We start from the raw sequence: 14,341 nt of genomic DNA on the forward strand, positions 1-14,341 counted from the left end.
GCCATCGAAAACCCCGCTTTTATGCGGGGTTTTGCATTTTCAGATACTTAGAAATTCAAGAAGCTGCGTGCTGCCGCTTCGAATTCGCGCGGTTTTTCGGCGTGTAGCCAATGCCCAACACCTGGAATCTTCGCCTGCTTGGCGGCAGGAAACAGGGCTTTGATCCGCGCCCGATGCTCTGGCAAGACATAGTCGGATAGCGCACCTGCCAAAAACAGAGCCGGACCATCGAAGGTCGCCGAGATATCGGGAAAGCCGACGATTTTGGCCATTTCGGCCTCAAGTACATCCAAGTTCAGCCGCCACTGACGCTCTTTCACGTTCAGGGATTGCAGTAAAAACGCCCGAACTGATGCGTCATCTAACACCTCTGCCAACTGACGATCTGCGTCCCCGCGCGTGCTTACGTGGTTCAGGTCAATCGATCGCATTGCTTCGATCATGGATTGCTGGCTGTGGCCGTAAGCCACCGGTGCAATATCAGCGACCAGAAGCCTGTTCACCAACGCACCGTTTTCCAGTGCAAGTATCATGGCAGCCTTCCCACCCATCGAATGGCCAATGACGTCTGCCTGTCCCCCTAGATGTTGGATCACCTCTGCCAGATCTCCAGCCATGTCACGATAGCTTTGCGTATCAAATCGCGGGCTTTCGCCGTGGTTTCGCATATCCACGGATACCACGCGCCGTTCGTCGGACAGGCGTTTGGAAATGACATTCCAGTTGCGGCCAGAGCCGAAAAGCCCATGCGCAATAAGGATTGGCGGGCGGGCGGTGTCGGTTCCGAATGTCTGCATCATAAGCATATAGACTGATACCCCGACTTCACGGGGCTTTGAACCCAGAAATAACAGCTGGATGGGTCTTCGAATCTTCAGACATTGAAGTTATGGTTGTTGCACTGACCGCCGTTTTCATCGGAGATTGAGTTGGATATTTCAGCGCGTACGGAACGCCTTGCACAGCTTCTGGAAGAACGACTGGATATTCGTGGCAAAAGTTTCGATGCGAAGCTGCGACGGGCAGGGCGGCTTCTGCCCAGACATCTTCGTATGAAAGGAAGGTTGCTTGCGGATGCGAACGCCCGCGCGAACCATCCAAGGCTTTTGCGGCAATTGGACGAAGCGGCGCTGGACTTGGCTGCGACCGATCTGGAAAACTACCTGCTAAATATTGATCCATGGGATCGTCGCAGAGGCATCGCTGTGAATGTCAGTGCTGGGTTGATGTTCAACCTTCTGATATTGGTCGTTGTCGTAGTTGCAGTGTTGCTTTGGCGCGGTTTGCTTTGACCCGTTGAACGCAAAACGCCCCCAAAGTTGGGGGCGTTTCAGGTTCTATTTCCGTGTACTCTGGATCAGAGGTTCGGGTACATCGGGAATTTGGCGCAAAGATCTGCAACCTTGGCTTTCACGGCCTCTTCCACATTGCCATTGCCTTCTTCACCATTGGCAGCCAGTCCATCGACCACTTCCACAATCAGGTCTGCGATCAGACGGAACTCTTCCTCGCCGAAGCCACGGGTGGTGCCGGCGGGTGTGCCCAGACGGATGCCCGAGGTGACCATCGGCTTTTCCGGGTCAAACGGAATGCCGTTTTTGTTGCAGGTGATGTGGGCACGGCCCAAGGCCTTGTCGACGATGTTGCCGGTCACGCCTTTGGGGCGCAGGTCTACAAGCATCAAGTGCGTATCGGTGCCGCCGGTCACGATGTCCAGACCACCCTTGATCAGTTGGTCAGCCAAAGCAACGGCGTTTGCACGCACCTGTTTTTGATACTCTTTGAACTCGGGACGCAGGGCTTCGCCGAAGGCCACAGCCTTGCCAGCGATCACATGCATCAAAGGTCCGCCCTGAATACCCGGGAAAATGGCCGAGTTCACTTTCTTGGCGATATCAGCATCATTGGTCACGATCATACCACCGCGTGGACCGCGCAGGGTCTTGTGGGTGGTTGTCGTGGCAACATGTGCGTGCGGGAAAGGCGAAGGATGCTCTCCCGCGGCGATCAGACCGGCGATATGCGCCATGTCGACCATCAGGTATGCACCTACGCTGTCTGCGATCTCACGGAACTTGGCGAAGTCGATGACGCGCGGAATGGCCGAGCCACCTGCAATGATCAGGGCAGGCTTGTGTTCGGTGGCCAGCTCTTGGATCTGATCATAGTCGATCAGGTTGTCGTCTTCGCGAACACCATAGTGAATGGCATTGAACCACTTGCCCGACTGGTTTGGCTTGGCGCCATGTGTCAGGTGACCACCGGCCGAAAGGTCCATGCCCAGGATGGTATCGCCGGGCTTGATCAGCGCCTGGAACACACCTTGGTTGGCTTGGCTACCAGAATTCGGCTGCACGTTGGCGAACTCACAGCCAAACAGCTCTTTCGCGCGATCAATTGCCAGATTCTCGGCAACGTCGACGTATTGGCAGCCGCCATAGTAGCGACGTCCGGGATAGCCTTCGGCGTATTTGTTGGTCAGAACCGAGCCCTGAGCCTCCATCACAGCCGCTGAAACAATGTTCTCAGACGCGATAAGCTCAATCTCGTCGCGCTGACGGCCAAGCTCATCAGTGATCGATTTATGAAGCTCGGGGTCGCGGGTCGCGAGGGATTCGGTAAAGAAACCTTGGTCACGGGTGGCAGACATGCGCGTTTTCCTTCAATTTGGCTACGATTTTCAGATTTCCTATCGGAAACATGCCATGTCGCAAAGACTAGAAAGCGACGCGGAGACGGAAAGACGCGGCATTATCTGGTGATTTGTGGAAACATGTGGTTGTTTCGGAAACGAAGACCGCCAATCGGGACATTTGTCATGAGTCAGAGAATCGCGTTCGTTGCCAGTGATACGACCATCGCACAGGCAGCACTTGAAGAATTGGTGACGCGTTACGGGAACGTGGCGGTGGACCAATCCGACATCATCGTGGCCTTGGGCGGGGACGGGTTCATGCTGCAAACCCTGCATGGCACCCAGCATCTTCCGGCACCTGTTTACGGGATGAATTGCGGAACTGTCGGCTTCTTGATGAATGAATACGCACCTGATGGTTTGATTGACCGTCTGATCGTTGCCGAGGAAGAGGTGATCAATCCGCTTTCGATGCGAGCGGAAAGCGCGGACGGTAAAGTGCACGAGGCGCTGGCCATCAACGAAGTCAGTTTGTTGCGTGCCGGTCCGCAAGCCGCAAAGCTTCAAATCAGTGTCGATGGTCGGGTCCGCTTGGATGAGCTTGTTTGTGATGGGGCGCTGTTGTGTACGCCTGCTGGATCAACTGCCTACAACTACTCGGCCCACGGTCCCATTCTGCCCATTGGATCGGATGTTCTGGCAATGACGGCGGTGGCCGCGTTCAGGCCGCGTCGTTGGCGTGGTGCACTTCTGCCGAAAAACGCTGTCGTTCGGTTCGATGTTTTGCAATCGGACAAACGCCCCGTAATGGCGGAAGCTGACAGCAGGTCCGTCCCAAATGTGGTTTCGGTCGAGATTAAGTCTAGCGGGGATATTGAACACCGCATCCTTTTCGACCCGGGACACGGATTGGAAGAGCGACTGATTCGCGAACAGTTCGTCTAACGGAGAACGCCCCCGAAATCGGGGGCGTTCTTTTCTATCGTATCAAGCTTAGTAGCCCAATGAGGCCAGCGCGTCCTTGATCTCGTCCAGAATGGCGGGATCGTCGATGGTTGCGGGCATCTTGTAGTCCTTGCCATCTGCGATCGACACCATGGTGGCGCGCAGATTCTTCCCGAACGAGTCTTGGGCAGGCGATCCACCACAACGCAAAGCTTGAACGCTGCAACCGGGCCGATTTTTTCGCGGACCAGCTTCACACATTCGGCGGTGATCTCATCATGTGGACGATCCGTGCCAGCGTTCAGGCAGACCATGCCAAGCGGCAGTTGGCCTTTTAGCTGGTCGGTCACGCCGATCACCGCGCATTCTGCCACGTCGGGATGCGAGGCCAGAACCTCTTCCATACCGCCGGTCGATAGACGGTGACCCGCCACGTTGATCACGTCATCGGTGCGCGCCATGATGTAGACATAGCCGTCTTCATCAATATAGCCAGCGTCTCCGGTTTCATAATACCCGGGGAAGGCGTTGAGGTAGCTCGATTTGTAACGATCTTCTGCGTTCCAAAGGGTCGGCAAAGTGCCGGGGGGCAGGGGCAGCTTGATCGCAATCGCACCTAGTTCACCCGCTGGCATTGGATGTCCACCTTCATCAAGGATCTGCACGTCAAAGCCGGGCATTGGCACAGAGGGCGAGCCGAGCTTGATCGGCAGCTCTTCGATGCCAATCGGGTTCGCTGCGATGGCAAAGCCGGTCTCAGTCTGCCACCAGTGATCGACCACGGGGACGCCAAGTTGGTCTTGCGCCCAGACGATGGTGTCAGGGTCGGCACGCTCACCGGCCAGATAAACCTGTTTCAGGCAGGACAGGTCGTATTTCTTGACGAACTCGCCCTTGGGATCTTCGCGCTTCACAGCACGGAAGGCGGTGGGGGCAGTGAAGAAGGATTTCACGTTATGTTCGGAAATCACGCGCCAGAACGTGCCCGCATCAGGTGTGCCCACGGGCTTCCCTTCAAACACGATGGTCGTGTTGCCATGCACCAGCGGGCCATAGGTGATGTAAGAGTGTCCAACGACCCAACCCACATCCGAGGCCGCCCAGAACACATCACCGGGGTCGACGTTATAGAGGTTCTTCATGGTCCAGTTCAGCGCAACCAGATGACCGCCAGTATGGCGGATAACGCCTTTCGGCTGTCCGGTGGTGCCCGACGTATAAAGGATATAGGCGGGGTGGTTGCCTTCGACAGGCAGGCAATCGGCAGGGGTTGCGGCAGCTTCCAGCGTCGCCCAATCATAGTCGCGCCCGTCGATCAGATCGGCCGGGTGTTCTTCGCGTTGCAGGATCAGGGTGAAGTCCGGCTTGTGCGTGCTTAGATCAATCGCGCCATCCAAAAGCGGTTTGTAGGCCACAACGCGGCCCGGCTCTAATCCGCAGGACGCGGCGATGATGGCTTTCGGTTTGGCATCGTCAATGCGTACGGCCAGTTCGTTTGAGGCAAAGCCGCCAAACACGACCGAATGAACCGCACCAATTCGGGTGACAGCCAGCATGGCGATCAGAGCCTCGGTCACCATCGGCATATAGATGATCACGCGATCACCCTTGGTCACGCCTTTTTCTTTCAGCGCGCCGGCCACCTTGGACACGCGGTCCTTAAGTTCGGCATAGGTGGTCTTGGACTGGCGGCCAGTGATGGGGCTGTCATAGATAATGGCAACCTGATCAGCACGGCCGTTTTCGACGTGGCGATCGACCGCATTGTAGCAGGTGTTCACCATGCCGTCCGAATACCATTCGTACAGCGGCGCGTTGTCGTCAAAGAGCGCTTTGGTTGGGGGCTTGTCCCAGCTGATCGCTTCGGCTGCGTCCATCCAGAATTTCTCAGGGTTCGCTTGCCAAGCGGCGTAAACGTCTTTGTATGCCATGGTGCACATCCTCCTATTTCCCTCGAAACCAGTGTTACGCCCCGAAGACCAGTTCGGGCAAGAACCGCTTTCGACGTAGCGTCATATTATCGCGGAAAATTTGCAGGTCGGAGGGAAATCGCCTGCAAATTTTTGCAAACCCCTATGATTTTAGGGCTTGGAGTTTGAAAAAGGCGAGATTTGCAAAACTGCAAACCTCGCCTTGCAAAGTTTAAGGGGGGATTCGCTTATCCGTAATGCGCCACGGGCGTGCCTGCGATGGCCGACATATTCAAAAGACCCCGGGCGGTAATCGATGGCGTAACGATGTGGGCGCGGTTGCCCATTCCCATCAGAATTGGCCCAACCTCAAGCCCGCCGCCTTTAACCTTCAGGGTGTTTCGCACGGCACTTGCCGCATCTGTATTGGCAAAGACAAGGACGTTGGCGGGACCTTCAAAGCGTGCCGAAGGGAACAAGCGTTGCCGCACTTCGGGGTCCAGCGCGGCGTCGACATGCATCTCACCCTCATAAGCAAAGTCGCGAGGGGCGGCGTCCAGCAGCTCAAGTGCCCCTCGGGCACGTTCGCCACTGTCACCGCCGTGGTTGCCAAACTGCGAGTAGGAACAGACAGCGATCTTTGGGTCGACCCCAAAGCGGCGCACATGGCGCGCTGCGGCGCAGACGGTTTCTGCGATTTGCTCGGCGTTTGGTGTGTTGTGAACATGCGTATCCGCAATGAACAGGGGTCCGTCTTGCAAGATCATCAAGCTAAGCGCACCGACCGGATGCAGCGCGTCGTGGCCAAGGATTTGCTGAATATAGTTCAGGTGCCACAGGTATTGGCCAAATGTACCAGCGATCAGGCTGTCCGCTTGGCCAAGATGCACCATGATGCTTCCGATGGCTGTGGTGTTGGTGCGTAGGATTGCCTTTGCCAAATCTGGCGTCACACCTTTACGTGCCATTAGCTCATGATAAGCACCCCAGTAATCGCGATACCGATCATCACGTTCGGGGTTCACGATTTCGCAATCTCTACCGGGAACCATCGACAAGCCTGCAATTTCACAGCGGCGCTCGATCACATCAGGTCGACCAATCAGGATTGGCGCATCTGTCGTTTCTTCCAGCATCGCGTTGGCAGCACGCAATACGCGCTCGTCTTCGCCTTCTGCAAAAACGATACGGCGCTGGGCAGTTGCTGCGGCCTCGAACACCGGGCGCATGATCAGGGCGGACTTGAAAACAGATACCGTCCAAGCGCTCCTTATAAGCATCAAGATCTGTAACGGGCCGTGTGGCCACGCCGCTTTCCATGGCAGCTTTCGCGACGGCGCTGGCAACCACACCCATCAGGCGCGGATCGAAGGGTTTGGGGATCAAGTAGTCTTCCCCAAAGGTCAGTTGCTCACCCTTATACGCCGCAGCCGCTTCGGCCGAGGTGGTCGCCCGCGCAAGGGCCGCGATGCCTTCAATACAGCCAAGTTGCATTGCATCGTTGATCTCGGTCGCGCCCACGTCCAGTGCACCACGAAAGATGAAGGGGAAGCAAAGGACGTTGTTGACCTGATTTGGAAAATCGGAACGGCCCGTGGCGATGATCGCGTCCGGGGCGATCTTGCGAACTTCCTCGGGCATGATTTCAGGCGTCGGATTGGCAAGGGCAAAAACAATCGGTTGTTTGGCCATCTTCTTCACCATTTCGGGCTTCAGAACGCCGGGTCCTGATAACCCAAGAAACAGATCCGCACCTTCGATCACTTCGTCCAGCGTCGCAGCGGTTTGACCTTGGGCATACGCCGCTTTCTGAGGCGTCATATCCTTTTCGCGGCCTTCATAGACCAGCCCTTCGATATCGCAGAGCCAGACATTCTCGCGCTTTACGCCAAGCTTCAAAAGCATGTTGAGGCATGCAATGCCTGCAGCCCCACCACCGGTCGAGACCACTTTGATCTTGCTGAAATCCCTACCCGTTACTTGAAGCGCGTTGGTCGCCGCTGCGCCAACCACGATGGCCGTGCCGTGCTGATCATCATGGAAGACCGGGATGTTCATACGTTCACGGCATATTTGTTCAACGATAAAACAATCGGGGGCTTTAATGTCTTCCAAATTGATTGCGCCGAAACTCGGCTCCATCGCGCAAACAATCTCTGCCAGTTTCTCTGGGTCGGATTCGTTCAGCTCGATATCGAAACAATCGATATTGGCGAACTTCTTGAAAAGGACCGCCTTGCCCTCCATGACTGGCTTCGAAGCCAGTGCGCCAATGTTGCCCAAGCCCAGCACCGCAGAGCCGTTGGTCACAACTGCCACCAGATTGCCGCGTGCCGTGTAACGGCTTGCTACAGAAGGATCTTTAGCGATTTCCGTGCAGGCTTCAGCTACGCCGGGTGAGTAAGCAAGGCTCAGGTCGCGACCGTTCGCCATCGGCTTGGTGGGACGTATCTCAAGCTTACCTGGCTGCGGAAATTCGTGGTAGTCCAGTGCGCGTTTGCGCAGATAACGGTCTTCGGACATCAGGGCCTCCCAAGGCGACAACAGGATAGTTTAGCATTAAACTATCTTCCCTTTGCATTGCGATACACCAATGACCCAAGGGCAATCAAGTCTGCTATCATCACCTTAGCACGGCATTCACTTGCGACCAGCCCCCAGTCATCTGGTTTGCACTTGCATCCGATGAAGCAGAGGTTCAGGGTTGCTGGATAGATATTTTACAGGAGCGGATCATGTCGCTGTTGGAGGCTGCTAAAGCCGTGCGTGAAAATGCACATGCCCCATACTCGAACTTCAAAGTTGGCGCTGCGCTGCGTACAGGCTCAGGCGTCGTTCATGTTGGGTGCAACGTAGAAAACATCGCCTATCCAGAAGGTACCTGCGCTGAAGCTGGTGCAATTGCCGCCATGTGTGCCGCAGGCGAGCGCGAGATTGCCGAGGCGCTGGTGATCGCAGACGCGCCTTTGCCGGTCACGCCTTGCGGTGGTTGCCGCCAGAAGCTGGCCGAGTTTTCCGGTCCTGATGTGAAAATCACCATGATGACGATGGGGGGCGAAAGCCTGACCATGACAATGGCTGAACTTCTACCCGGTGCATTTGGTGCCGAGCATATGGAGAATACATGACCCGCGCGTTTCTAATCGTATTGGACAGCGTCGGATGTGGTGGTGCCCCTGACGCTGACAAGTTCTTTAATGACAAGACGGTCCCTGACACCGGCTCAAACACAATAGGGCACATCATTCAGGCCTGTGCGGAAGGCCGGGCGGACGAGGGGCGATCCGGGCCATTGTCGATGCCGAACCTTGATGCGCTTGGTTTGGGTGCGTCGATCCGCTTGTCATCGGGCGATGCGACGCCGGGCTTAAGTGCGACGCCGACTGGTTTGTGGGGTGCGGCCGAAGAAGTGTCACCGGGTAAAGATACGCCGACCGGGCATTGGGAAATTGCAGGTGTGCCATTGCCTTGGGATTGGGGCTACTTCCCCGATACCGTTCCGTCGTTTCCTAAGGATTTGACTGACGCGATCTGCGACGCCGCCGGGGTTGACGGCATTCTGGGTGACAAGCATGCGTCGGGCACCGTCATTCTGGACGAGTTGGGCGGGGAACACCTGCGCACGGGGCTTCCGATTGTTTACACCTCGGTCGATAGCGTGATCCAGATCGCGGCCCATGAAGAGGCCTTTGGTCTGGATCGTCTTTATGCGCTGTGCGAGGCGATTGCCCCAATGGTGCACGATATGCGGATTGGTCGTGTCATAGCGCGCCCCTTTGTCGGATCTGAAGCTGAAGGGTTCACGCGCACAACGAACCGTCGTGACTTTGCCATGACACCGCCTAAACCTACCTTGTGCGATTGGGTGGTTGCCGCGGGTGGAAATACTCACGCAATTGGGAAAATTGGCGACATCTTTGCGCATCGTGGCATCTCTTCTGTGAAGAAAGGTGCGGATGCGGATCTGATGGAGCATCTGATCTCATCCTTCGAGACAGCGAAAGATGGTGATCTGGTTTTCGCCAATTTTGTCGAATTTGATACCAAGTATGGCCATCGCCGGGATGTCGCGGGCTATGCGCGCGCGTTGGAGTGGTTCGACACGCAGGTGCCACGGATTCTGGGTGGAATGCGCGAGGGCGATTTGGTGCTGTTCACTGCAGATCACGGCAATGATCCCAGCTGGGTTGGCACCGATCACACGCGCGAACGTGTGCCAGTCATTGGGGCAGGCGTTGGCTTGAAAGAAGTGGGTCAGGTTGGCTTTTCGGATATTGGTGCGTCGGTTGCCGCTCATCTTGGGCTGCAAACGCGCGGGGTGGGGCAGTCATTCCTATGAGTTTTTCACAGTTGCAGAAAGCAGAGCTTCACTTGCACATCGAAGGTGCAGCGCCGCCCGAGTTTATTCGGTCCTTGGCCAAAGAAAAGTCGATCGATCTGTCGGGTATCTTTACCGAAGACGGAGGCTATGCGTATCGCGATTTCTGGCACTTCCTTGAAGTTTACGAAGCCGCGACCTCAGTCCTGACGGGTCCTGAGGAATTTGGGCGTCTGACCAGGGCTGTGTTGGAAGCCTGCGCGGAGCAAGGAATAATCTACGCTGAAACATTCCTATCGCCGGATTTTTGCGGTGGACGGGATGTGGCGGCGTGGAAGGAATATCTGGCCGCAATTCAAGAAGCTGCTGCCGCCGCAGAAAGAGATGCCGGAATTACATTGCGTGGCATCGTAACCTGCATCCGACATTTTGGCCCAGAGTTTGCGCGCGAAACGGCACTGTGCGCACAGGAAACCGCAGGCGAGTTCATCACCGGTTTCGGGATGGGTGGGGATGAAAAATCCGGCAGTCAGGGTGACTTTGCATATGCATTCGACATGGCGCGCGAAGCCGGGTTGCAACTGACCACCCACGCGGGCGAATGGAATGGGCCCGAAGAAGTGCGCGCTGCCCTTGATGACTTGAAGGTTGAACGGATCGGTCACGGTGTGCGCTCGATCGAGGATTTGGCGCTGGTGGATCGATTGATCGAAGACGAGGTCACGCTTGAGGTTTGCCCGGGATCAAACGTGTTCCTTGGCGTCTACCCAGATCTTGCGTCTCATCCAATTGCCAAGCTGCGCGAGCGCGGTGTGAAAGTTACGGTATCTACCGATGACCCGCCGTTCTTCCGTACGGATATGAACAAGGAATACGAAGACCTTTCACGTCAGTTTGGCTGGACACCCAAAGATTTACATGACCTGAATTTAGTCGCCGTCGACGCAGCTTTCTGTGACGACGCCACGCGAAACCGCATCCGCAAGCAATTGGAGAAGCAAGATGTATGAACATCTGACCATCGTCGATCACCCCCTGATCCAGCACAAACTGACACTGATGCGCGACGAGGCCACGCCAACCAGCCTGTTTCGCCAGTTGCTGCGCGAGATCAGCCAACTTCTGGCCTATGAGGTGACGCGCGAGCTTCCAATGACAAACAAGCGCATCAAGACACCGATGCAGGAAATGGATGCGCCTGTTTTGGCGGGGCGCAAGTTGGCGCTCGTGTCGATTTTGCGCGCTGGTAACGGGTTGCTGGATGGCGTGTTGGAGCTGATCCCGTCAGCTCGTGTCGGTTTTGTTGGGCTTTACCGCGACGAAGAGACGCTGGAACCGGTCGAGTATTACTTCAAGGTTCCTGAAGCAATTGATCAGCGTTTGGTGATTGCGGTGGACCCCATGTTGGCCACTGGCAACAGCTCGGTCGCGGCGATTGATATGCTGAAAAAGGCAGGGGCCAAGGATATCTTGTTCATGTGTTTGCTGGCCGCTCCGGAAGGAGTCGCACGAATGAAAGAAGCACATCCCGATGTGCCGATCATCACCGCGTCTTTGGACGAAAAGCTAAATGAAAAAGGCTATATTGTTCCGGGTCTTGGGGATGCGGGCGACCGGATGTTCGGAACCAAATAACCAATGTAGGCAGGGTGGTGTTGCGGCTGTAGATGTTATCAGACGCACGCTACTCGCCACAGATACCTTGCAATCTGATCCAGTCACCATCCGACAGCAGATCGCGTGCGTTGGCGGCCGGTGTTGGATCAGCTTCAATCAATTCCAAAGTCGTTTCGCCGGTCAGGTCCAGCGCATAGGCGTAGGGGCTAGATGGGACACCTTGTTTCTCAAAACGGTTCAGCAAAGCTGTCGACGGCAATTCGGTTTGTGGTGCAACCAGAACATCCTCGGCGTACTGATCGATTGATGTGTCGGGCAGGTCGCCAGTTGTTAGAAGACGCACGGTGCCGCGAAGCCCCACATGATCCAAAAGCGGCAAAAGCGGGTCTGTCGCCTCCCGGCGCAATTCTTCCGCCAAAAGGAAGCCCGCGACGACGTCCGGATGTTCGAAATCTTCAATTAGGGCCCGATTAACAAGGGTAATGTTGCCGGGAAGATGCTTGCTGGTTTGCACACCGCTGGACAGAACAACAACACGAAGCGCTGCGTTTTCCGTCACGCTTCTGGCCATCCGGGTTAAAACTGCGCGCCCTTCGCGCCCCCGGCATTCTTGCCCGGCGATCCGCCCGATCCGTGTCATAATCCTTTGGCCCAACGCCGCCCGCGTTGGGTCGGGCACAACCGAAACCGTGTAGCCGCGCAACGCGCCGGGCAACCAAAAGACAGAAAGCGCCAGAAGGGACAGCAAAATTCCCGCCGTTACCCAATGACGCAAGCGACCGGGGTGGGGGCGACGTCGTTCGATCAGTTTGCGCACTTTCTCAAGCGCGCGTATCATATCTTCGTCGTCCGTTTCCAGCTCTTCCGTGGCGTCTGTGCCTGGCCGGAACACCGCAGGACGCTCACCAGGATTCACCCGTTGAATTGCGGGCAGGGACCAGTGGTTCAACACGTTCTCGCGCATATCCGAGATCGTCAGCGTCGCGTCGCCCAAAGACAATAGAACATCCATCCTTTGCGCACCCTCTTCGGGGCGCCAAAGTGCTGTGGCCTCAAGCCGATCATATTTGGTAAGGGCCGTCATATTTGGACGCGGCCTTCTGCTCGTTGTTGATTGCGCTTAGAATAGCGACAACCGAACCGCCCGGCAATTAGAACCGATCAGTCTGATGATCTTGCCCAATCTCGAAGTTGAAATTTCTGGATTTTTCCGGTGGACGTTTTTGGAAGTTCGCAAAACTCGATCTGTTTTGGGGTCTTGAACCCAGCCAAACGTTCGCGCGCAAAGGCGATCAACTCACCCTCGCTCACGTCGGCGCCGTCCTTCAGTTCGACATAGGCACATGGGATTTCCCCCCATTTATCGTCGGGCTTTGCGACCACGGCGCAAAGGCTGACCGCCGGGTGATGCATCAAAACACCCTCCACTTCGACCGAGCTGACATTTTCTCCGCCCGAAATGATGATGTCTTTCGACCGGTCGGTGATTTTGATGTAGCCATCCGGCGATTGGTAAGCCACATCGCCCGAATGGAAATATCCACCGGCAAAGGAGTCTGCAGTCGCTTCAGGTTTTTTCAAATACCCTTTCATGACCGAATTGCCCCGGATCATGATCTCGCCGGTGGTTTCACCGTCCATCGGAACCTGAGACATGCCTTCGTCCAAAACAGTGATGTCTTCCATCTGTGGGAACGCAACGCCTGTGCGGGCTTTGATCGTGGCGCGATCCTCTTGCGGAAGTTCATCCCATTCAGGACCGTTCCACAGACATTCGGTGACATGGCCATATGTTTCGGTCAGGCCGTAAACCTGCGTGACATTGAAGCCCATCGGCTCGATCGCGGCGAGAGTGGCGGCAGCAGGTGGCGCACCGGCAGTGAACACCTCGACCACATGATCAAAGGTGCGTCGATCAGTTTCAGGCGCGTTTACGATCATGTTCAACACGATCGGCGCACCGCCAAAATGGGTCACACCTTCATCCGCAATGGCATCGTAAACTGCGCTGGCCGTGATCGTCCGACAGCACACGATGGTTCCGCCTAACAGCGGCATCATCCAGCTGTGGTTCCAGTTGTTGCAGTGAAACAGGGGCACGATGGTCAGATAGCGTGGATACAACTGCATGTTCCAGCTGATCGGCGTGCCCATTGTCATCAGGTACGCGCCGCGATGGTGATAGACCACGCCTTTGGGACGTCCTGTCGTGCCAGATGTATAGTTCAGCGCGAGGCTTTCCCATTCGTCTTCGGGCATGATCCAGTCGAAGCCCGGATCCCCTTCGGCAAGCAAAGCCTCGTATTCGGGATAGCGACCAGTGGCGGGGAAACCTGCATCAGGGGCAGCAACTTCGATGATTTCGGGCCGTTGGCTTGCCCCGTCTTTTTCCATTTGATCAAGTGCTGCTTCGGCCAGGGGCAAAAGCTCGGTGTCGACCAGCACGGCTTTGGCTTCCCCGTGCGCGAAGATATAGACCACCGTGTCCACATCCAGCCGCGTGTTAATGGTGTTCAGAACCGCACCACAGGCCGGGATACCAAAGCTGGCTTCGATATGGGGAAGGATGTTGGGTAACAATGTCGCCACCACGTCGCCGGGGCGTATGCCGCGGGTCGCCAAGGCAGACGCCAGTTGACTGACGCGGTCGTGGTATTGCGCATAGGTCAGCCGTCGCGCTCCGTCCACGATTGCCTCGCGACCGGCAAAAACCTTTGATGCCCGTTTAAGATGGGACAGGGGGGTTAACGGGACATAGTTTGCCGCGCATTTCTCCAAACCTGATTCATCTGCCATCCAACCCATGCAAGCTCCTCCCAAAGCGATGTGTTTTCCTGATCCGTGTCGTTTTATGAGTGGACCCCAGCCGGACCTCTGTGGTCAATGGCCTGAAGAGGCTTTTTTAAGAAGGAAAAC

General features: G+C 56.1%; 10 protein-coding genes and 2 pseudogenes. 6 read left to right on the forward strand and 6 right to left on the reverse strand.

From position 1 onward, the window contains the following. Positions 1–47: 47 nt before the first annotated feature. Entirely contained in the window at positions 48–806 is a 759-nt protein-coding gene (locus AC0L6A_RS05360; protein WP_473292685.1) for an alpha/beta fold hydrolase, read from the reverse strand. A 123-nt stretch (positions 807–929) separates the two neighbouring features. On the opposite strand from AC0L6A_RS05360, the gene AC0L6A_RS05365 reads away from it, so the two are divergent. Next, positions 930–1,292: a hypothetical protein gene (locus tag AC0L6A_RS05365; RefSeq protein WP_473292687.1), complete on the forward strand. Its 363-nt coding sequence runs from the start codon at positions 930–932 to the stop codon at positions 1,290–1,292. A 65-nt stretch (positions 1,293–1,357) separates the two neighbouring features. On the opposite strand, the gene glyA is transcribed toward AC0L6A_RS05365, so the two are convergent. Then, the gene (gene glyA / locus AC0L6A_RS05370; protein WP_473292689.1) at positions 1,358–2,650 is read right to left on the reverse strand and encodes a serine hydroxymethyltransferase; all 1,293 of its coding nucleotides are present in this window, start codon (positions 2,648–2,650) and stop codon (positions 1,358–1,360) included. A gap of 168 nt (positions 2,651–2,818) precedes the next feature. On the opposite strand from glyA, the gene AC0L6A_RS05375 reads away from it, so the two are divergent. After that, positions 2,819–3,580, forward strand: coding sequence for an NAD kinase (locus AC0L6A_RS05375; RefSeq protein WP_473292690.1), 762 nt, complete (start codon positions 2,819–2,821; stop codon positions 3,578–3,580). Positions 3,581–3,628: 48 nt separating this feature from the next. Here AC0L6A_RS05375 and AC0L6A_RS05380 read toward each other — a convergent pair. Both AC0L6A_RS05380 and AC0L6A_RS05385 read right to left on the reverse strand, forming a co-directional pair. Next, a pseudogene (locus AC0L6A_RS05380) lies at positions 3,629–5,511 on the reverse strand (propionyl-CoA synthetase). Between the two features lie 227 nt (positions 5,512–5,738). Then, positions 5,739–8,013, reverse strand: a pseudogene (locus AC0L6A_RS05385) (NADP-dependent malic enzyme). 212 nt (positions 8,014–8,225) lie between these two features. Between AC0L6A_RS05385 and AC0L6A_RS05390 the strand changes: the two are divergent. Genes AC0L6A_RS05390 through upp form a run of 4 tightly spaced genes read left to right on the forward strand, consistent with a single transcriptional unit; the run spans position 8,226 to position 11,443 of the window. Then, positions 8,226–8,618 (forward strand): cytidine deaminase, encoded by a 393-nt coding sequence (locus AC0L6A_RS05390; RefSeq protein ID WP_473292692.1) that lies wholly within the window; start codon positions 8,226–8,228, stop codon positions 8,616–8,618. Further along, entirely contained in the window at positions 8,615–9,829 is a 1,215-nt protein-coding gene (locus AC0L6A_RS05395) for a phosphopentomutase (protein WP_473292694.1), read from the forward strand. Before AC0L6A_RS05390 ends, AC0L6A_RS05395 begins: the two co-directional genes overlap by 4 nt. Further along, positions 9,826–10,818: an adenosine deaminase gene (locus AC0L6A_RS05400; protein ID WP_473292696.1), complete on the forward strand. Its 993-nt coding sequence runs from the start codon at positions 9,826–9,828 to the stop codon at positions 10,816–10,818. The genes AC0L6A_RS05395 and AC0L6A_RS05400 overlap by 4 nt, the downstream gene beginning before the upstream one ends. Continuing rightward, a complete protein-coding gene (upp, locus tag AC0L6A_RS05405; RefSeq protein ID WP_246928751.1) occupies positions 10,811–11,443 on the forward strand; it encodes a uracil phosphoribosyltransferase in 633 nt (210 codons plus the stop codon). Before AC0L6A_RS05400 ends, upp begins: the two co-directional genes overlap by 8 nt. A gap of 49 nt (positions 11,444–11,492) precedes the next feature. On the opposite strand, the gene AC0L6A_RS05410 is transcribed toward upp, so the two are convergent. Both AC0L6A_RS05410 and AC0L6A_RS05415 read right to left on the reverse strand, forming a co-directional pair. Continuing rightward, a complete protein-coding gene (locus AC0L6A_RS05410) occupies positions 11,493–12,509 on the reverse strand; it encodes a hypothetical protein (protein WP_473292697.1) in 1,017 nt (338 codons plus the stop codon). 77 nt (positions 12,510–12,586) lie between these two features. Next, positions 12,587–14,230, reverse strand: coding sequence for an AMP-binding protein (locus tag AC0L6A_RS05415; protein ID WP_473292698.1), 1,644 nt, complete (start codon positions 14,228–14,230; stop codon positions 12,587–12,589). Between the last annotated feature and the right edge of the window lie 111 nt (positions 14,231–14,341).

Source organism: Aliiroseovarius sp. D2-2 (genome assembly GCF_055809455.1).